The following is a 17,527-nucleotide window of genomic DNA, read 5'->3' as shown; positions in this document are numbered from 1 at the left end:
ATCTCGCGGTGCTACTCCGATCCGGTGGTGGACGTACAGTGACGACTGACATGCAGAACGTGACGACCGTTGAGTCCGAGGAGGAGTGCCGATGACACGAACGGCCGGGGAGCTGCTGGAGGCCGTGGTGGGGAGGCTCGCCCCGGACCCCCATGCCAATCGGCTGCTTCCGCTCATCGCCCGTGGTGCGGCCCGCCCCGCCACGCTCGCCGCCCTCGCCGCCGAACAGCGGGACGTGACCGCCTCCGACCGCCGCGCCTTCGAGCACCTCGCCGAGCGCTCCCGGGACCAACCCGCGTGCGCGGACTTCTTCACCGCGCTCGCCGAGGCGGAGGCCGTGGCCCAGGACCGCCTCGGCGCGTACGCCGCCGCCTGCCGGGAGGCGGAGCCGGCCGGGTACCAGCCGATGGCGGACTGCCAGGCATACGCCGCCTACGTGGCCTGGCTGGCCCTGAACGCCGAACCGGCCGACGTCGTCGTGGCCCTGAGCGCCAACTTCGCGACCTGGGGCGACTACTGCGCGCGGATCGCCCAGGCGCTGCGCCACTGCTACGGCTTCACCGACGAGGCCTGCGCGTTCTTCGACTTCTTCGCGGAGCCGTCCACGGACCTGGACCGCAGGGCGAGGGGGGCCGTCCAGGAGGCGCTGGACGCGGACCGCCTGAACGAGGAGCGCGCCCACCACTACGGCCGCCTGCTCCAGAACTACGAGACCGGGTTCTGGCACGCGCTGTGGGAGCTGGACGGCCGGGGGTGACCGGCGGCCTGAGGCGGCAGCCCTATGAACCGCTGCTGTGCGCGATGCACGCGACGTCGATCCGGTCCGCGAGCTTCGCCAGTTCGATGGCCAACGCGGCCACCGTGTCCTCGTCCAACCCGTCCTGCCCGGCCTCCACCAGCCGGACCCACCGTCCGCCCAGCGTGCGCAGCAACTTGCTCACATCGGCGGCGGCCACCTGCAAGGTCCCGCGGTCGTCGACGATCAGAGGCAGGGTCACTTCGCGGTTCACGCAGGCGATCGTAACCGCGGAACGCTCACGCCCCGTGCCACACCGTGGTGATGTTGCAGAACTCGCGGATTCCGTGCTCGGCCAGCTCACGTCCGTACCCGGAGCGCTTGGCCCCGCCGAACGGGAACGCCGGGTGGGACGTCGTCATCCCGTTGACGTACACCCCGCCGGCCTCCAGGTCCTGCACACAGCGGTCCACCTCGGTCCCGTTGCGCGTCCAGACGTTCGAACTCAGCCCGAAGGGGGAGTCGTTCGCGATCGCCACCGCCTCGTCGAGGTCCGCGGCCCGGTACAGCGTGGCGACCGGGCCGAACGCCTCCTCGCGGTGGATGCGCATCTCCGGCGTGATGTCGGCGAGGACGGTCGGCGGGTAGTACCAGCCGGGCCGGTCGGGCCGCTCGCCGCCGCACAGCACCGTCGCTCCTGCCTCCACCGCGTCGTCGACGAGTTCCTCCAGGTCGGTGCGGCCCCGCTCGCTGTACAGCGGCCCGACCTCGGTCTCCTCGTCCATCGGGTCGCCGACCTTCAGCGCCTTCATCCCGGCCGTGAACCGCTCCGCGAACGTGTCGAACACGTCCGCGTGCACGATGAACCGCTTGGCGGCGATGCACGACTGCCCGGTGTTCTGCACCCGGGCCGTCACCGCGACCCGGGCCGCCCGGTCCAGGTCCGCGGACGGCATGACGATGTACGGGTCGCTGCCGCCCAACTCCAGCACAGTCTTCTTGACCTCGTCCCCGGCGACCGAGGCGACGGACCGGCCCGCCGGTTCGCTGCCGGTGAGTGTCGCCGCCTTGACCCGAGGGTCGCGCAGCACCTTCTCGACCTCGCCGGAGCCGATCAGCAGGGTCTGGAAGCAGCCCTGGGGAAAGCCCGCCCGGCGGAACAGGTCCTCCAGGTACAGCGCGGTCTGCGGGACGTTGGAGGCGTGCTTGAGCAGGCCCACGTTGCCCGCCATCAACGCGGGCGCGGCGAACCGGATCACCTGCCACAGCGGGAAGTTCCACGGCATCACGGCGAGCACCGGGCCGAGCGGCCGGTAGCGCACGATCACCCGGGAGGCACCCGAGTCCTTCACGTCGACGTCGGCCGGTTCCTCGTCGGCGAGCAGCTCCTTCGCGCGATCGGCGTACCAGCGCATCGCCTTGGCGCACTTGGCGGCCTCGGCGCGGGCCTGCTTGACCGGCTTGCCCATCTCCGTGGTGATCACCCGGGCGATGTCCTGCTGGTCCTCCTCGAGCAGGTCGGCCGCCTTGCGCATGAGCAGCGCCCGCTCGGCGAACGTGGTGGTGCGATGGGTGCGGAACGCGGCCTCGGCGGCGGCGAGCCTGCGCTCGATCTCCTCCGCGCCCAGGGCGTCGTACGTCGTGAGCGTCTCGCCGGTCGCCGGGTTCACGGTGGCGATGGGCATGGCTGACCTCCTGGAAAGGCTTGCTTCGACCTTCCCGCGCGGCGGTGGCGGCCGCAACGCGGGCGGCGCTGTCCCGGTGTACTCAGACACCGCCCAGCCCCGAGTGCTCCGCGAGCCGGTCGAGAAACGCCCTCTGCGCTCCGACGATCACCTCCCGGGCCCTGTCGAGGGCGAACCACGCGACCCGGTCCACCTCGGGGAACTCCTCCAGGCGTCCCGACCTCGGCGGCCATTCCATGGTGAAGGTGCCCGGCTCGATCGCCGCCGGGTCGAGGTCCGCCTCGACCGCCCAGGCCGTGACGGTCTTTCCGCCGCTCTGCCGCACCTCGCCGAGGGGGACGGCCTCCCCGTCGGGCGGCGGCAGCCCGAGCTCCTCCCGGAACTCGCGGCGGGCGGCGTCCCAGGCCGGCTCGTCGGGGTCGTACTCGCCCTTCGGCACGGTCCACGCCCCGGCCTCGCGGCGGGCGAAGAACGGGCCGCCCATGTGGGCCAGCAGGACCTGGGGACCGCGGTCGGTGCGCCGGAACAGCAGCAGACCCGCGCTGCGCCGGCTCCGCCCGGTCATGGCGCCACCTCGGGGTGGGCGGCCAGCAGCGTCTCCACGGTGTCGGCCTCCTCGGGCCGCTTGTCCTCGCGGTAGCGCACCACCCGGGCGAAGCGCAGGGTGACGCCGGCCGGGTAGCGGGTGGAGCGCTGCAGTCCGTCGTAGGCGATCTCGACCACCAGTTCGGGGCGCACCGTGACGCCCCAGCCGTTGTCCTCGACGGTCAGTTCCTTCAGCCGCTCGGTCTGCCAGGCGAGCATCGCGTCCGTCATGCCCTTGAACGTCTTGCCGAGCATCGCGAAGGTGCCGTCGGGGTTGCGGGCGCCGAGGTGCAGGTTGGACAGCCTGCCGGTGCGCCGGCCGTGGCCCCACTCGGCGGCCAGCACCACCAGGTCGAGGGTGTGCACCGGTTTCACCTTGAGCCAGGACGCACCGCGCCGGCCCGCGCTGTAGGGGGCGTCGAGGGCCTTGATCACCACGCCCTCGTGACCGCGCTCCAGTGTCTCGGTGAGGAAGGCCTGCGCCGCGGCGACGTCCTCCGGGTTCCCCGGGTCGCGCACGAGCGTGCGCCGCACCCGCATGGGTCCGGGGACGAGCCGGGCCAGTTCCGCGTGCCGCTCCGTGAACGGCAGGTCCAGCAGGTCGCAGCCGTCCACGGACAGCGCGTCGAAGAAGACGGGGGAGACGGGGACGGACGCTGCGGCCGTCGCCACGTCCACCCGGGAGCCGACCCGCCCCGAGGTCTCCTGGAAGGAGCGGGGCCTGCCGTCCTCGTCCAGGGCGATGACCTCGCCGTCCAGAATGAACCGCTCGCCCGCCAGCTCCAGCGCGGCGGAGGTGATCTCCGGCAGCCGGTCGGTGATGTCGTCCAGGGTCCGGGTGTGGATGCGCACGTCGTCGCCGTCCCGATGGACCTGGACGCGGATGCCGTCGAGTTTCTCCTCGACGGCGCACGCCCCCAGCTTCCCGACCGCCTCCGCGACCGAGGACGCGGTCTGCGCCAGCATCGGCAGCACCGGGCGGCCGACCGTGAGCCGGAACGCCGCCAGGGCCGCCGGGCCGTCGGCCAGCAGGGCTCGCGCCACCGTCTGCAGCGACCCGGCGAGCATCACGGCCCGCCGTACGTCCGCCGCATCGGCGCCCGTCGCCCCGGCCAGCCCCTCCACGGCGTGGGCGTCCAGCGCTCCCTGCCGCACCTCCCCGGTGAGCAGCCCGAACAGGAACCGCTGCTCCTCGGCGGTGGCCGCCGCCAGCAACGCGCCGACCAGCCTCCTGCGTTCCGCCTGCGAGCCGGTGCCGGTGACCGAGCCGATCCGGGTCAGCCGGGCGTCCACGTCCCGCACGGTGAGCGTGGGCTCCCCGGCCGGCGGAACGCGCTGGTTCAGCAGCTTCCAGCCGATGCCCAGCCGCCCCTGGGGCAGGCGTCCCGCCAGATACGGGATGACGATCGGCACGTCGTCCGCGTCGGCGACCCGGAACAGCTCGGCGAGCAGCGCGATCTTGCGGGACCGCGCCGAGGTGGCGGCGACCTCCTGGGACACACGGGCGAGCCGGCTCAGCAGCATGCAGTCATGGTGCACCCGAGGAGGCCCGCCCACACCTTCGTCTTCCCGGCCCGTGGGGAAGCCGCCCCGAGGCTGCCGCATTGACAAACACGTTTGCCGGAACTGCAATTCGGTCATGGCGACGGACGACGTTCTGGCGGGCGTGGGCCCGAGACTGCGACGGATCCGCAAGGAGCGGGAGGTGACGCTCGCGGCGCTGTCGGAGGCCACCGGCATCTCCGTCAGCACCCTCTCCCGCCTGGAGTCGGGCCTGCGCAGGCCCAGCCTGGAACTGCTGCTGCCGATCGCGCGGGCCCACCGGGTGCCGCTGGACGAACTGGTGGGTGCGCCGCCGGTCGGGGACCCGCGCGTGCGCGCCAGGCCGATCGTCCGGGGTGGCCGCACCCACTGGCCGCTGACCCGGCAGCCCGGCGGCCTCCAGGCCTTCAAGGTCCTCGAACCACGGCGCGGGCTCGAACCGGATCCGCGGACGCACGAGGGCTACGAATGGCTGTACGTGCTGTCCGGAAGGCTGCGGCTGGTCCTGGGCGAGCACGACGTGGTGCTGACAGCGGGGGAGGCGGCGGAGTTCGACACCCGGGTTCCGCACTGGTTCGGTTCGACGGGGGAGGGGGCGGTGGAGTTCCTCAGCCTCTTCGGGCCGCAGGGGGAGCGGATGCACGTACGCGCGCGACCCGCCCGTACGTGACGCGTCCGACTGTTCCCTGATCGGCAAGCGACCGCTTAGTATGCGACGAGCCCGGTCGGACGAGCAGTCGGTGGAGGCCCCGCATGCAGGCATGGCAAGTGCACGAGAACGGCGAGCCGAGCGAGGTGATGCGGCTCGCGGACGTCGAGCCGCCCGCGCCCCGTGGCGGCCAGGTCCTGCTGAGGGTGCGGGCCGCCAACGTCAACTTCCCGGACGCGCTGCTGTGCCGCGGCCAGTACCAGGTCCGGCCGCCGCTGCCGTTCACGCCGGGCGTGGAGATCTGCGGCGAGACCGAGGACGGCCGCCGCGTGATCGCCAACCCGGCCCTGCCGCACGGCGGTTTCGCCGAGTACGCGCTCGCGGACGCCGCGGCCCTGCTGCCCGCCCCCGACTCCCTCGACGACGCCGAGGCCGCCGCCCTGCACATCGGCTACCAGACCGGCTGGTTCGGTCTGCACCGCCGGGCCGGTCTCCAGGCCGGTGAGACGCTGCTCGTCCACGCTGCCGCAGGAGGGGTCGGCAGCGCGGCCGTGCAGCTCGGCAAGGCGGCCGGTGCCACGGTCATCGGCGTCGTCGGGGGTCCGGGCAAGGCCGCTGTGGCCCGGCAACTGGGCTGCGACGTCGTGATCGACCGGCGCGCCGAGGACGTCGTCGCCGCGGTGAAGGAGGCCACCGGCGGCCGGGGCGCCGACGTGATCTACGACCCGGTGGGCGGGGAGGCCTACGCCCAGTCCGCGAAGGTGGTCGCCTTCGAGGGCCGGATCGTCGTCGTGGGCTTCGCCGGCGGGTCCATCCCCAGCCCGGCGCTCAACCACGCACTGGTGAAGAACTACGCGATCCTCGGCCTGCACTGGGGCCTGTACAACACCAAGAACCCGAAGCTGGTCCAGCACTGCCACGAACAGCTCACCGAGCTGGCCGCCCGGGGCGCCATCAGGCCGCTGGTCAGCGAGCGCGTGCCGCTCGACGGGGCCGCGGCCGCCGTGCAGCGCGTCGCCGACGGCGTGACGACCGGCCGTGTCGCCGTCGTCCTGGAGAACGGAGCCGCCGCATGACCGACGCAGCCGAACTGCGCCGCCGCACGCAGGAGTTGCTGGCCGCGTACCCTCCGGCCACCACCGACCGCCTCGACTTCCTCAGGGCCCGCTTCGACGCCGGACTCGCCTGGGTGCACTACCCGCAGGGCCTCGGCGGTCTCGGGGCGCCCCGCTCCCTCCAGGCCGTCGTGGACGCCGAACTGGAGGCGGCGGGCGCCCCCGACAACGACCCGCGCCGCATCGGCATCGGCCTCGGCATGGCCGCGCCGACGATCCTGCGCTACGGCACCGAGGAGCAGAAGCGGCGCTACCTCAGGCCGCTCTGGACGGGCGAGGAGGTGTGGTGCCAGCTGTTCAGTGAGCCCGGCGCCGGATCCGACCTCGCCGCGCTCGGCACCCGTGCCGTGCGGGACGGCGAGGACTGGGTGGTGAGCGGGCAGAAGGTGTGGACCTCCAGCGCCCACGTCGCCCGCTGGGCCATCCTGATCGCCCGCACCGACCCGGACGTGCCCAAGCACCAGGGCATCACCTACTTCCTCTGCGACATGACCGACCCGGGCGTCGAGGTCCGGCCGCTGCGGCAGATCACCGGAGAGGCCGAGTTCAACGAGGTCTTCCTCACCGACGTCCGTATCCCCGACGCCCGCCGTCTCGGCGAGGTCGGCGACGGCTGGCGGGTCGCCCAGACCACGCTGAACAACGAACGCGTCGCCATCGGCGGCATGCGCCTGCCCCGCGAGGGCGGCATGATCGGCCCGGTGTCGAGAACCTGGCGGGAACGCCCGGAGCTGCGCACCCACGACCTGCACCAGCGCCTGCTGAAGCTGTGGGTCGACGCCGAGGTCTCCCGCCTCACCGCCGAACGCCTGCGCCAGCAGCTCGTCGCCGGCCAGCCCGGCCCGGAGGGCGCCGGCATGAAGCTCGCCTTCGCCCGGCTCAACCAGGAGATCAGCGGGCTGGAGGTGGAACTCCGTGGTGAGGAGGGGCTTCTGTACGACGACTGGACGATGAGGCGCCCCGAACTGGTGGACTTCACGGGCCGTGACGCCGGCTACCGCTACCTCCGCTCCAAGGGCAACAGCATCGAGGGCGGGACCAGCGAGGTCCTGCTGAACATCGTCGCCGAGCGCGTCCTGGGCCTGCCCGCCGAGCCGCGCACCGACAAGGACGTCGCCTGGAAGGACCTGGCCCGATGACCGACCTGCTGTACTCGGAGGAGGAAGAGGCGCTGCGCGCCGCCGTACGGGATCTGCTCGCCGACCACTGCGACGCGCCCGGCGTCATCGCGCGTACGGAGTCCGACGCCCCGCACGACCTCGCCGCCTGGAAGGCGCTGGCCGACGGCATGGGCCTCGCGGGCCTGCTGGTGCCCGAGGCGCAGGGCGGCCATGGCGCCTCGCATCGCGAAGCCGCCGTGGTGCTGGAGGAGTTGGGGCGCGCCGTCGCGCCGGTGCCGTACCTCACCAGCGCCGTGGTCGCCACCGAGGCCCTGCTGGAGTGCGGGGACGAGGAGCTGCTCGGGGGGCTGGCCTCCGGGCGGGTCATCGGCGTGCTCGCCGTCGGGCTGCACCGCGCCCCCGGCGCCGCCTTTCCCGCCGTACGACGCGAGAACGGCACCCTGCACGGCGAGTTGACCGGCATCGCGGACGCCGCCGTCGCCGATGTGCTGCTGGTTCCGGCGGAAGACGGAGGCCTGTACGCCGTGGACGCGGCCGCCGTCACCGTCACCCCCCAGGTGGCCCTCGACCTCACCCGCCCGCTCGCCACCGTCACCCTCGACGGAGCGCCCGGACGTCTGCTCACCGAGGACGCCGCACCGGCCGTGCAACGGGCGCTGCGGGCCGGCGCGGGACTGCTCGCCTCCGAGCAACTCGGTCTCGCCGACCGGTGCCTGACCGAGACCGTGCGTTATCTGAAGGAACGCAAGCAGTTCAACCGGCCCGTCGGCGGGTTCCAGGCGCTCAAGCACCGGCTCGCACAGTTGTGGCTGGACGTCGCGGGCCTGCGGGCCGCTGCCCGCCACGCGGCCGACGCGCTCGCCACGGGGAGCGAGGACACGGACATCGCGGTGGCCGTCGCCGAGGCGTACGCGGCACCCGTCGCCGTCCGTGCCGCCGAGGAGGCCCTGCAACTGCACGGCGGGATCGGTATGACCTGGGAGCACCCGACCCATCTGTATCTGAAGCGGGCCAAGGCGGACTCGATCGCCTACGGAACGGCGGGCGCCCACCGCGAGGCGCTGGCCGAGCTGGTGGACCTGCGGGCCCCCTGACGCGCACGGGCGGTCGCAGAACCACACGTTCGGCGGACACGTCAGCCGCCCGGACGAACCCTCCGCTACGCCACACTTGCGGCCGAAAGCTGCGAAGTGGGCGTGGCGGAGGAGGGTGATGATGGCCGTTTCCATCTCGGTGGTGCTGCTGCTCCTGATCATTTCGGTGATCTTCCTGCGCAGCGGCGCCCTGAAGATCTCGCACGCTCTGGTCTGCATCCTGCTGGGGTTCTTCCTGGCCAGTACGAGCATGGCGCCGACCATCCATCAGGGGCTCGCAGGGACCGCGCAGATCGTCAGCAGCCTGCACCCCTGATGCTCAGGAGTCGCTGAACACCCCGATCCCGTCCGGTACGGGGCGTTCGGCTCCTCCGCTGGGGTGGTTGCGGACACTCACCGTGCCGCTGCCCGCCGACCGGGTGACGAGGGTCGTGGAGCCGCCGCCGTCGAGGTTGAAGCCCTCCGTGGCGCCCAGCCGCCGCAGGGTCCGGGCGACTTCCGAGACAGTGAGGCCGCTGCGATACGCGGCCGAGCCGTCCAGGGCGAGAAGCAGCAGGCGGCGACCGCCGTCCTCGATGCCCACCGCGGTGCGCACGGCGGATGTCGTGGCGTCGAGGCCGGGCAGCGGCGTGCCGTGCCGCAGCACCGGGAAGCCGCCGATGGCGAAGCGGTACAAAACCCCGGACGCCGCCACCAGCCCGTGCCGCACCTCCACCCGCTCGCCCTTGACGAGCTTGCGAAGCTGCTGCGCTCCCGCTTCGCGCCCCACCAGGACCGTGGTGCCGGCCGCGATGGGACCGCTGCCCGGATGGTCGGCCGTGGCGGCGACCCGGCCGCCCCGGACGGTCACCTCGTACGTGTCCGTGCTGCAGGGCCCGCCCCGGTCGGTGTCGGTGCCGCAGACGGCGCGCAGCCGCGAGACGCTGCCCCAGTCCGAGGTGTACGCCCCGATCGACCCCTGGGGCAGCGCGTACTGGTTCAGCCCGCGCAGCGGCAGCCGCTCGCCCGGTGTGGTCACGGCGCCGTCGAGGCTCAGCCGGTCGAGGCGCGCGGTGCGGTCGGCGCCCACGCCGAACACGTCCTCGGTGCTCGTACCGGGTGGCAGGGCGGGCCCGAAGCGCTGTCCGCGCGGCACGGCGGCCTTGAGCGTGTGCCCGCTCGCGACGGCCGGGCCGACCGCCGAGCCCGTCGCCGGGACCCATGGGTGCTGTGTCTCGGTGATGTTGAAGAAGTCGCCGTTGACCCCCGCCACCGCCCCCTGCGCGTCGGCGAGCCGGGAGACGGTGGCGCGCGCGGCCACGGTACGCGGATGCAGCAGGTCGACCCGGACGTGCGGATCGCGCAGGTCGACGGTGACGAGGTGCGCGCGTGTCACCCCGTGGGCCGCGGGGATGTCGAACTCGCTGTACTGGACACCCGGCGCGACCCTCCGGGTGACCGGCGCGGCACCGGCCGGTGCGGCCCCCGCGAGGGCGGCACCGGCCAGTGCGCTCCATGCCAGCAAAGCCGTCAGTGCGACTCTGAACCGTCCGTCGCGACGTGCCACAGCTCCCCCTGGTCTTCCGTCAACTTCCGCAGGACTCGGGGAGAGTGCACCAGACGGTGGTGTCCCGTGCGGCGCTCAGGCGTCGACGACGCGGGAACGGATGAGAAAACGCACTCCTTCGGGTGCTTCCAGGGAGAAGCCGCTGCCGCGGCCCGGTACCACGTCCACGATCAGCCGGGTGTGGCTCCACGCCTCGTACTGGCTCCTGGACATCCAGAAACCGACCGGTTCGCCGACCCCGTCGACTTCCAGCTCCGCGAGCAGCACGTCCGAGCCGCCGGTACGGAACTCGCCCTCCGGGTAGCACATGGGCGCGCTGCCGTCGCAGCAGCCGCCGGACTGGTGGAACATCAACGGCCCGTGGACCTCGCGCAGCCGCCGCACCAGCTCGGCGGCCGCGGGGGTCAGCTCCACGCGCGGGATCATGTCCATGGTCACGGCAGCCATGCCAGCACGGTCCACGTTGCAACGACGTTGCGGTCGGCCCCGGTGACCGTGCAGCTTGCGGCGGAGCGGTACGAGCCCCGCCGACACGCCCCGCGCACACGTCGACCAGCGCTACGGCTCGGACGTGATCGTCCCGGACGGCACCCCCGGCCCGGGCTTCACCCGCGACCCCGGCCTGTACCCCCGGCCCTCCCCCCGGCCCCGCACCAGGCTCCCGCACGCCTGGATCACCTCCGGCGCGGTCGGCGAGGGCCGCTTCACCCTGCTCACCGGCATCGGTGGCGCATGCCGGGCGCGGGTGGCGAAGGCGCGGCGGGTCGAGACCGCCACCGTGGTGATCGGCCCGGGGCGGGAGTACGAGGCACCCGTCCCCCGCCCCGGACGCACGGGAACTGCTGTCCGAGGCGTCGCGGCGCATCCTCGGACACGTCTGAACGCGGGATCATGGGGGAAGCGACAGGTACGTGGTGGACGACGAGGAGCACGGCATGACCATCGACAGCACCGCCGGCCCGGCCGCGGTCACCGAGGAGGCCCTCGCCAGTCTCGGCGCGACCGCCGATCCCCGGCTGCGTGAGCTGCTCACGGGCCTGATCCGCCATCTGCACGCCTTCGTGCGCGAGACACGGCTCACCCGGCAGGAGTGGGAGAAGGCCGTCGGATTCCTGACGGCTGCCGGGCAGACCTGCACGGACACCCGGCAGGAGTTCATCCTGCTGTCGGACGTCCTCGGCGTCTCCATGCTGGTCGAGACCCTCAACGGCCACCGCGCACCGGGAGCCACCGAGTCGACCGTCCTCGGACCCTTCCACATGACCGCTTCACCGGTGCGGCAACTGGGCGACGACATAGACCTGGTGGGCGGCGGCGAGCCGTGCGTGGTCAGCGGCCGGGTGCTCTCCGAGGACGGCACACCCCTGCCGGGCGCCGTCCTCGACGTGTGGCAGGCCGACGCCGAGGGTCACTACGACGTGCAGCAGCCGGACCTCCAGCCCCCGGGCAACGGACGCGGGCTGTTCACCGCCGACACCGAGGGCCGCTTCTGGTTCCGCACCTGCGTACCGGCCCCGTATCCCATCCCCACGGACGGCCCGGTCGGCGCACTGCTGCGGGCCACCGGCCGGCACCCCTACCGCCCGGCGCACATCCACTTCATCGCCACCGCCGGCGGACACACCCCCGTCACCACGCACATCTTCATCGCGGGCAGCGACTACCTGGACTCCGATGCCGTCTTCGCCGTGAAGAAGAGCCTGGTGCACGACTTCGCGGTCACCGACGACCCGCCCCGGGCACGGGAGTTCGGGGTGCCCAACCCGTTCCGGCAGGCCCGCTTCGACCTCGTCCTGGAGCGTGCGACATGACCTTCAGCACCGACTTCACCTACGAGACGCGGCCCGTCCGGGTCGTCTTCCGGCCCGGCGCCGCCGTCACCGCGACCCCGGACGAGGCCGTGCGCCTGGGCCTGCGGCGGCTGCTGGTGATCTGCGGCAGCCGCGGCGAGCCCACCGCGCGTGCGGTCGCGAACGCCCTCGGCGACGCCTGTGCCGGGCTGCACGCCGAGGCCCGTATGCACGTGCCCGCCGACGTCGCCGACCGGGGCGTCGAGGCGGCGCGGGCAGCCGGAGCCGACGGGTGCGTCGCGGTCGGCGGCGGCTCCGCGATCGGCCTCGGCAAGGCGATCGCGCTGCGCACCGGGCTGCCGCTGATCGCCGTGCCCTCGACCTACTCCGGTTCCGAGATGACCCCCGTGTGGGGGCTGACCGAACACGGGGTCAAGCGCACCGGCCGTGACCCGCGGATCCAGCCCCGCAGCGTCGTCTACGACCCCGAACTGACCCTCTCCCTGCCCGTATCGCTCACCGTGACCAGTGGCTTCAACGCGCTCGCGCACGCCGTCGAGGCGCTGTATGCCCCCGACACCTCGCCGCTGGTCCAGCTGATGGCCGAGGACGGTGCCCGGGCGATGGCCGAGGCGCTGCCGCTGCTCCTCGCCGACCCGGGCGACCTGGAGGCGCGCAGCCGCGCTCTGTACGGGGCGTGGCTGTGCGGGGCGTGCCTCGGCTCGACCACGACGGGGCTGCACCACAAGCTGTGCCATGTGCTGGGCGGCACCTTCGGGCTGCCGCACGCGGAGACGCACACGGTGGTGCTGCCGTACGTCCTCGCCTACAACGCGCCGGCGGCACCCGAGGCGGTGACCGCGCTGCGCCGGGCGCTCGGTGCCGAGGACGTCGCGCACGCCCTATGGGAGCTCGGCGGACGCCTCGGCGCGCCGCGCTCCCTCGCCGAACTCGGGCTGACGGAGAGCGACGTCACCACGGCCGCCGCGCAGGTGACGGCCCAGCCCTACGTCAACCCGCGCCCGGTGACCGCGGACGGCGTGCGGGGCGTGCTGAGGGCGGCGTACGAGGGAGGGGCACCGGAGACCACCGCGGCATAGGGCCCTGAGGGAAGGTGGACGTCATGCTGCGCTCCGCCGACGCGAGCGCCCTGCCCGAGCAGGGCGCCGCGGGCGACCGGGTGAGGGGTCCTCAGACCGGTGCGGTAGGGTTTACCTGCGGTCCCGCGGAACACACGGGAACGCGACGGGACGTGGCGCAGCTTGGTAGCGCACTTGACTGGGGGTCAAGGGGTCGCAGGTTCAAATCCTGTCGTCCCGACTGGAGTCTTCTCCGTCGTTGCAGGTCAGGGCCTTGTTTCACAGGATGTGAGACGAGGCCCTCGATCGTATCCGGGATCTCGTCTCATAATTCTTCACCAATGCGGATGATCTTCCCTAACCGAGCAGCTCGCTCAGCTTCTCCGAGCCTGCCTTGAGGCTTTGGGGGTCGGGGTGGACATAGACCCGCTTGGTGAAGGACAGGTCGCTGTGCCCGGCCCAGGCCGAGACCACCGTGTCGGGCACGCCGTTGTTGGCCATCCAGGACAAACGGGCGTGGCGGGCGTCGTAGAGGCGGACGCGCCGGACGCCGGCCTCCTCCATCAGCTTCTGGGCCTCGCGCCGCAGCTTGTCCGTCTTGAAGGGGCGGCCCGGCTCATCGGCCACCACGTAGCCTGAGTCCTCGTATGCCTCGCCCGCTTCGGCCTTCTCCTGCATTCGTCGGGCACGAAGCGCAACCAGCGCGGTGTGCACGGGCTTGAGCAGCGGAAGCACCCGCTTGCCGTTTTGGGTCTTGGGCTGCTTCTCAACGACCTTGTTTCGAAGGCCCTGCTCCTGGGCTCGGTCATGGACGATGGTTCGGGTGTTGCCAACGGCAATCGTGCCCTCTCCGTCAAGGTCAACGTCCTCCCGCCACCTGGCACCGCACACTTCTGCTGGGCGCTCGGCGATAAGGGTGAGAAGCATGGGAACGGATGCTCAGTCAGGCCGAAATATTTGACAATTGCGTTAATGTCCATATTGTGCAACTAACGCCAAATATGGCGAATTTGGTGCAATTTGTCAATAGGGGAAGAAAGTTGGCGGAAATCAGGAGAGCCCCGGCAGACACATAAAGACCGGGGCTCCCTGCTCGTATTCACAGCGCGCAAGGCAGTGGGCAGACAAGATCCGGATGGTGGATGTTCGGGCAGCACACAACACTGAGAGAAACAATGTTCCCCGACTTCGTGTAGTACACCCAACTCACGTCCACACCTCCCGGCAGCACCGTGAGCACATACTCACGCTTGCCGGTGAGGTCACCGTAGGTTGGCTTCCCATCCTCACTCCGCAACGGCGGGTTGTCCTCGTAGTGCTTGGTCATCCAGTCCACGGCGAGTGACGCGTCAGTCCATGTTCGCTCGACGGAGGCTTGGTTGCGTTTGAGGAGCCAGTGGCCCGACATCATGGGCGGCAAACCAGAGGTGGTGAACGTGGCCACGACTTCGCGGTAGCGCTGGAGTCGCTTCACCGCCTCCTTGTCCTCGTCGTCTCTGGGAGGTGGGGGAGGGTCAGGGTGAGGTGGCCGGCGGTCGCCTTCGCTGTGGTAGACGTCCGGTGGTCCTACCCATGGGCCGAACCCATGGAAGTGACCTGACCAGCGTTTCATTGGCACCTTTCCGTGAGACGGGGCAGACCGCCCCCGGATAGGCTGGGGACGGTCCGCAGTCGGTGTACCTGGACGTGTAGCAGGGTCAGACGGTCAGACCCCGCTTCTTCACCCACCCGAGGGCGAAGTCGTCCAGCTCCGCCTCGGTGAAGCGCAGCTCGCGCCCCGCGCCCTCCGGCTTGGAGTCCTGGACGACGAAGGCCGACTCGACACCGGGGATCGCACCGACCTCGACGCAGCCCTCGGTGCAGGGGCCGCCACAGAAGTTCTCGGTCGAGAGGCCCTCGGCGGGCATCGTGTAGATGTTGACGTCCATGGGATAGTCCTCCCTGGTGCATCTGGTTACGGGGATGCGGTCCCCGTGCCGCTGGTGCACTTGCTGACCCGCCCTCTGGTCCGACTTGTGACGTCCCAGGCCAGGGGGCGGGCACTTGGCCCCGCCCATCCGCCACGGGGGAAGGCAGACGGGCGAGGAGCTAAGAGGCGGGACGTGCGTCCCACTGGGCGATGTAGTCGCGTATGTACTGGCGCAGGTAGTCGCAGCAGGCTTCGCAGGCGTAGACCGGAGCCGTCATGCCTGCGGTCTCGACCGGGCCGATGAATTGCACCAGGTCGTGGTGCCGGCCGATGAGGCAGAAGCCCTGGATGAAGCGGCTCACGGCTTCTCGTGCGCATTCCCGTAGGCCGACAGCAAGGCCTTGGCGAAGACGGCGGTGTCGCGCATGAAGTTGTACGCCTCGTAGGCCGGCGTGCGCCTGGTCGGCCGGTCGCTCGGGTTGAGGTGCCGCTCCACGATGCGCAGGAGTCGCAAGACGTCCGGGTCCCGCTCCTCGTCGAGGGGCTGACCACGCAACACGTTGATGTGCCCGATGAGTTCCTGGGTCCTCGTGTCGATGTCCTGGCGCGTCGACGTGTTCAGGCTCATGCTCCAGGCGAGGTCGATCGTCTCCGCGATCAGCTTCACGTCGATGGGCAAGCTGCCAACGGCCGTCTCTTCACGTTCTCCGGTCACGCTCGCCACCACGCTTCTCCCCTCGGTGCTTCCGTCTGAGCAGCTTTGGGCCCGACGACGAACGTAGGGCGGCTGGCTCACAACCACCAAGCAGATTGCGCGAGTTTGCAGCAAGCCGGTTGACGGGCTCGAACGCCCTCACGACCATCGTGTTGTCGCGCAATCCGGCGCAAGGCAGCGGACAGGAGAACGACCTTGAAGCTACGGTTCCTTGGTAAGAACTCCAACGTCGGAGACTGCCCGACCCTGTACGCAACCGATCGAGGCACGTACCTCGTACAGGGCTGGAAAATCTTCGCGAACGACCTACTCGTGCAGCTGCAACTGGGCGAGGGGGAGACAGCAGTAGAGGTGCCGACAGAACTGTTCGAGCACCTGACGAAGGACGGGATGGCGACCGGTGAGATCCGGCGTGTCGAGGACCCCATCACGATCCTCACGCCGGGAGGTACGTTCGTCGTCCAGGGCCAAGAGGTGACAGACCCCGAGGCCCTGGCCCAGATGGAGATTCCGGACTACGAGACCGTGGTCGAAGTGCCCAAGGCCGCGATCACCGCCCTACTGGAGGAACCGCGTGGAGTTGATCTCCAGCGCCGAGCGCAACCAGCTCTTTGAGCAGTTCGCGCAGGATGCTTTCCACTTGGAGCTGCGGGACGACTACTCCGTCCCTGACGAAGACGGCCCGTACGCGAGCTGGCTCCGCGGGGAACCCGTCGACAACTCGTACATGGAGCCGTGGCTTCGAATGGTCAGGCGGGTCACGGGCGAGGGCAAGACCGTGCGGCGGGTACGTGTGGTGACCGAGCCGCACACGCGCTACATCCAGTGGGAGCACGCCACCACCCCGATCAACGAGGAGGCCGGCGAGGCAATCCGCTGGCTTCCGCGGCACGATTTGCCTGGTGACCTCAGCCTCCCCGTGGACGGGAACGACTGGTGGTCGTTCGACGGCCGGCTCTTGGCCGTAGGCCACTTCGACGAGCACGGCCGTGTTCTGGGGTCAGAGTTGATCGACGCCCCCGACGTGGTGTCCGAGTGTGCTCGGGTCCGCGACCTGTTGTGGGGCCTCGCGATTCCGCACAACGAGTACAAGCCCTGAACCAACGGTGAGCAAGCAAGCCGAAGAGGTACGTCAAGCCCTGGGTGCCCGGCTGCGCGAATTCCGGAAAGACGCCGGTTTCGTAAGCGGCCGGGCCCTCGCTCGTACCCTCAACTGGCAGGAGTCGAAAGTCTCCCGCCTCGAGAACGGGAAGCAGAACGCGAGCGAGGCCGACATCAGGGCCTGGTGTCAGGTCACCGGCAGAGAAGAGCACATCAACGATCTCATCGCAACCGTTCGCCACATCGATGAGCTGTGGGTGGAGTGGCGCCGGCAGATCCAGACCGGGGCTGAGCAGCGGCAGAAGAAGGCCCTCCCCGTCTACGCGAGGACCAAGGTCTTCCGCATCTGGCAGCCAAGCATGATCTGGGGGACATTCCAGACCCCGGACTATGCCGCTGAGGTCTTCCGACAGGCCGTCGAGTACTACGAGATCCCAAACGACACCGAAGCCGCGGTGGCCAAGAGGCTGGAGCGGCAGCGGTACCTCTACGAGGGGACCCGGATCTACAACGTGCTCCTTGGAGAGCAGGCCCTCTACTCCAACGTCGGCGGTCCAGACGTGATGAAGTCCCAGCTTGATCGCCTCATGGCGGTCATGGCGCTCTCGCGAGTCAGCCTGGGCATCATCCCTCGCTCCGCACCCACGGGCCTGTGGCTTGGCCACTCCTTCTCGATGTTCGACAACACCCTTGTACTCGTGGAGACCTTCTCAGCGGAGATGTCAGTGACGCAGCCTCGCGAGATCGAGCTGTACGCCAAGGCCTTCTCCCTTTTGCAGCAATCAGCGGTCTACGGGGCCGCGGCGAGAGACCTCATCGTCGAGGCCGTCCACCACTTCGACACCATGGCAACCAACTAG

General features: G+C 70.7%; 22 protein-coding genes and 1 tRNA gene. 12 read left to right on the top strand and 11 right to left on the bottom strand.

Annotated elements, in window-relative coordinates; genetic code table 11:
• The first annotated feature begins 91 nt into the window (after positions 1–91).
• A complete protein-coding gene (locus AC5WS8_RS26900) occupies positions 92–757 on the top strand; it encodes a transcriptional regulator (protein WP_496106057.1) in 666 nt (221 codons plus the stop codon).
• A gap of 22 nt (positions 758–779) precedes the next feature.
• Here the strand turns inward: AC5WS8_RS26900 and AC5WS8_RS26895 are convergent, their stop codons facing one another.
• From AC5WS8_RS26895 to AC5WS8_RS26880, 4 genes are all read right to left on the bottom strand, one after another.
• Positions 780–1,010 carry a DUF6213 family protein gene (locus tag AC5WS8_RS26895; protein WP_496106056.1) on the bottom strand — a complete coding sequence of 77 codons (231 nt, stop codon included), beginning with the start codon at positions 1,008–1,010 and terminating at the stop codon, positions 780–782.
• A gap of 25 nt (positions 1,011–1,035) precedes the next feature.
• Positions 1,036–2,421 carry an NADP-dependent succinic semialdehyde dehydrogenase gene (locus tag AC5WS8_RS26890; RefSeq protein WP_496106055.1) on the bottom strand — a complete coding sequence of 462 codons (1,386 nt, stop codon included), beginning with the start codon at positions 2,419–2,421 and terminating at the stop codon, positions 1,036–1,038.
• Positions 2,422–2,503: 82 nt separating this feature from the next.
• Positions 2,504–2,986 (bottom strand): NUDIX hydrolase, encoded by a 483-nt coding sequence (locus AC5WS8_RS26885; protein WP_496106054.1) that lies wholly within the window; start codon positions 2,984–2,986, stop codon positions 2,504–2,506.
• Positions 2,983–4,530, bottom strand: coding sequence for an ATP-dependent DNA ligase (locus AC5WS8_RS26880; protein ID WP_496106053.1), 1,548 nt, complete (start codon positions 4,528–4,530; stop codon positions 2,983–2,985). Before AC5WS8_RS26880 ends, AC5WS8_RS26885 begins: the two co-directional genes overlap by 4 nt.
• 115 nt (positions 4,531–4,645) lie before the next feature.
• Here AC5WS8_RS26880 and AC5WS8_RS26875 point away from each other — a divergent pair, with 115 nt between their 5' ends.
• The 5 genes from AC5WS8_RS26875 (at position 4,646) to AC5WS8_RS26855 (ending at position 8,843) form a co-directional block, all read left to right on the top strand.
• On the top strand, positions 4,646–5,218 hold the full coding sequence (locus AC5WS8_RS26875; protein WP_496106052.1) for a helix-turn-helix domain-containing protein: 573 nt from the start codon (positions 4,646–4,648) through the stop codon (positions 5,216–5,218).
• A gap of 83 nt (positions 5,219–5,301) precedes the next feature.
• Complete coding sequence (locus tag AC5WS8_RS26870; RefSeq protein ID WP_496106051.1) at positions 5,302–6,273, top strand: NADPH:quinone oxidoreductase family protein; 972 nt, start codon at positions 5,302–5,304, stop codon at positions 6,271–6,273.
• Positions 6,270–7,451, top strand: a complete 1,182-nt coding sequence (locus tag AC5WS8_RS26865; RefSeq protein ID WP_496106050.1) for an acyl-CoA dehydrogenase family protein — start codon at positions 6,270–6,272, stop codon at positions 7,449–7,451. Before AC5WS8_RS26870 ends, AC5WS8_RS26865 begins: the two co-directional genes overlap by 4 nt.
• A complete protein-coding gene (locus tag AC5WS8_RS26860) occupies positions 7,448–8,527 on the top strand; it encodes an acyl-CoA dehydrogenase family protein (protein WP_496106049.1) in 1,080 nt (359 codons plus the stop codon). Before AC5WS8_RS26865 ends, AC5WS8_RS26860 begins: the two co-directional genes overlap by 4 nt.
• Positions 8,528–8,648: 121 nt before the next feature.
• Positions 8,649–8,843 carry a hypothetical protein gene (locus AC5WS8_RS26855; protein ID WP_496106048.1) on the top strand — a complete coding sequence of 65 codons (195 nt, stop codon included), beginning with the start codon at positions 8,649–8,651 and terminating at the stop codon, positions 8,841–8,843.
• A 3-nt stretch (positions 8,844–8,846) separates the two neighbouring features.
• Here the strand turns inward: AC5WS8_RS26855 and AC5WS8_RS26850 are convergent, their stop codons facing one another.
• Together AC5WS8_RS26850 and AC5WS8_RS26845 are read right to left on the bottom strand one after the other, a co-directional pair.
• The gene (locus tag AC5WS8_RS26850; RefSeq protein WP_496106047.1) at positions 8,847–10,073 is read right to left on the bottom strand and encodes a phosphodiester glycosidase family protein; all 1,227 of its coding nucleotides are present in this window, start codon (positions 10,071–10,073) and stop codon (positions 8,847–8,849) included.
• 75 nt (positions 10,074–10,148) lie between these two features.
• Positions 10,149–10,505, bottom strand: a complete 357-nt coding sequence (locus AC5WS8_RS26845) for a DUF779 domain-containing protein (protein WP_103839059.1) — start codon at positions 10,503–10,505, stop codon at positions 10,149–10,151.
• A gap of 503 nt (positions 10,506–11,008) precedes the next feature.
• Here AC5WS8_RS26845 and AC5WS8_RS26840 point away from each other — a divergent pair.
• From AC5WS8_RS26840 to AC5WS8_RS26830, 3 genes are all read left to right on the top strand, one after another.
• Positions 11,009–11,884: an intradiol ring-cleavage dioxygenase gene (locus tag AC5WS8_RS26840; protein WP_496106046.1), complete on the top strand. Its 876-nt coding sequence runs from the start codon at positions 11,009–11,011 to the stop codon at positions 11,882–11,884.
• On the top strand, positions 11,881–12,963 hold the full coding sequence (locus AC5WS8_RS26835) for a maleylacetate reductase (RefSeq protein WP_496106045.1): 1,083 nt from the start codon (positions 11,881–11,883) through the stop codon (positions 12,961–12,963). Before AC5WS8_RS26840 ends, AC5WS8_RS26835 begins: the two co-directional genes overlap by 4 nt.
• 146 nt (positions 12,964–13,109) lie before the next feature.
• Positions 13,110–13,183 (top strand) — tRNA-Pro (locus AC5WS8_RS26830).
• A gap of 116 nt (positions 13,184–13,299) precedes the next feature.
• Here the strand turns inward: AC5WS8_RS26830 and AC5WS8_RS26825 are convergent.
• The 5 genes from AC5WS8_RS26825 to AC5WS8_RS26805 form a co-directional block, all read right to left on the bottom strand.
• Complete coding sequence (locus AC5WS8_RS26825; protein ID WP_496106044.1) at positions 13,300–13,869, bottom strand: site-specific integrase; 570 nt, start codon at positions 13,867–13,869, stop codon at positions 13,300–13,302.
• Positions 13,870–14,041: 172 nt separating this feature from the next.
• Positions 14,042–14,416: a hypothetical protein gene (locus AC5WS8_RS26820; RefSeq protein ID WP_496106043.1), complete on the bottom strand. Its 375-nt coding sequence runs from the start codon at positions 14,414–14,416 to the stop codon at positions 14,042–14,044.
• Positions 14,417–14,639: 223 nt separating this feature from the next.
• Positions 14,640–14,870: a DUF397 domain-containing protein gene (locus AC5WS8_RS26815; protein WP_496106042.1), complete on the bottom strand. Its 231-nt coding sequence runs from the start codon at positions 14,868–14,870 to the stop codon at positions 14,640–14,642.
• A 160-nt stretch (positions 14,871–15,030) separates the two neighbouring features.
• Positions 15,031–15,213: a hypothetical protein gene (locus AC5WS8_RS26810; RefSeq protein ID WP_496106041.1), complete on the bottom strand. Its 183-nt coding sequence runs from the start codon at positions 15,211–15,213 to the stop codon at positions 15,031–15,033.
• Entirely contained in the window at positions 15,210–15,575 is a 366-nt protein-coding gene (locus AC5WS8_RS26805; RefSeq protein WP_496106040.1) for a hypothetical protein, read from the bottom strand. Before AC5WS8_RS26805 ends, AC5WS8_RS26810 begins: the two co-directional genes overlap by 4 nt.
• A gap of 186 nt (positions 15,576–15,761) precedes the next feature.
• Here AC5WS8_RS26805 and AC5WS8_RS26800 point away from each other — a divergent pair, with 186 nt between their 5' ends.
• Genes AC5WS8_RS26800 through AC5WS8_RS26790 form a run of 3 tightly spaced genes read left to right on the top strand, consistent with a single transcriptional unit; the run spans position 15,762 to position 17,527 of the window.
• A complete protein-coding gene (locus AC5WS8_RS26800; RefSeq protein WP_496106039.1) occupies positions 15,762–16,181 on the top strand; it encodes a hypothetical protein in 420 nt (139 codons plus the stop codon).
• Complete coding sequence (locus AC5WS8_RS26795; RefSeq protein ID WP_496106038.1) at positions 16,141–16,665, top strand: DUF6879 family protein; 525 nt, start codon at positions 16,141–16,143, stop codon at positions 16,663–16,665. The genes AC5WS8_RS26800 and AC5WS8_RS26795 overlap by 41 nt, the downstream gene beginning before the upstream one ends.
• A 7-nt stretch (positions 16,666–16,672) precedes the next feature.
• Positions 16,673–17,527 carry a helix-turn-helix domain-containing protein gene (locus AC5WS8_RS26790; protein ID WP_496106037.1) on the top strand — a complete coding sequence of 285 codons (855 nt, stop codon included), beginning with the start codon at positions 16,673–16,675 and terminating at the stop codon, positions 17,525–17,527.

Source organism: Streptomyces sp. PTL18 (assembly GCF_059510295.1).
Note: the sequence above shows the minus strand (reverse complement) of the source record. Positions and strands in the feature narration are given on the sequence as shown.

Bases quoted from the DNA above. Each gene is read 5' to 3' on its own strand.
- AC5WS8_RS26900 (WP_496106057.1), top strand. From the start codon at position 92: ATGACACGAACGGCCGGGGAGCTGCTGGAGGCCGTGGTGGGGAGGCTC.
- AC5WS8_RS26890 (WP_496106055.1), bottom strand. From the start codon at position 2,421: ATGCCCATCGCCACCGTGAACCCGGCGACCGGCGAGACGCTCACGACG.
- AC5WS8_RS26885 (WP_496106054.1), bottom strand. From the start codon at position 2,986: ATGACCGGGCGGAGCCGGCGCAGCGCGGGTCTGCTGCTGTTCCGGCGC.
- AC5WS8_RS26880 (WP_496106053.1), bottom strand. From the start codon at position 4,530: ATGCTGCTGAGCCGGCTCGCCCGTGTGTCCCAGGAGGTCGCCGCCACC.
- AC5WS8_RS26875 (WP_496106052.1), top strand. From the start codon at position 4,646: ATGGCGACGGACGACGTTCTGGCGGGCGTGGGCCCGAGACTGCGACGG.
- AC5WS8_RS26870 (WP_496106051.1), top strand. From the start codon at position 5,302: ATGCAGGCATGGCAAGTGCACGAGAACGGCGAGCCGAGCGAGGTGATG.
- AC5WS8_RS26865 (WP_496106050.1), top strand. From the start codon at position 6,270: ATGACCGACGCAGCCGAACTGCGCCGCCGCACGCAGGAGTTGCTGGCC.
- AC5WS8_RS26860 (WP_496106049.1), top strand. From the start codon at position 7,448: ATGACCGACCTGCTGTACTCGGAGGAGGAAGAGGCGCTGCGCGCCGCC.
- AC5WS8_RS26855 (WP_496106048.1), top strand. From the start codon at position 8,649: ATGGCCGTTTCCATCTCGGTGGTGCTGCTGCTCCTGATCATTTCGGTG.
- AC5WS8_RS26845 (WP_103839059.1), bottom strand. From the start codon at position 10,505: ATGGACATGATCCCGCGCGTGGAGCTGACCCCCGCGGCCGCCGAGCTG.
- AC5WS8_RS26840 (WP_496106046.1), top strand. From the start codon at position 11,009: ATGACCATCGACAGCACCGCCGGCCCGGCCGCGGTCACCGAGGAGGCC.
- AC5WS8_RS26835 (WP_496106045.1), top strand. From the start codon at position 11,881: ATGACCTTCAGCACCGACTTCACCTACGAGACGCGGCCCGTCCGGGTC.
- AC5WS8_RS26825 (WP_496106044.1), bottom strand. From the start codon at position 13,869: ATGCTTCTCACCCTTATCGCCGAGCGCCCAGCAGAAGTGTGCGGTGCC.
- AC5WS8_RS26815 (WP_496106042.1), bottom strand. From the start codon at position 14,870: ATGGACGTCAACATCTACACGATGCCCGCCGAGGGCCTCTCGACCGAG.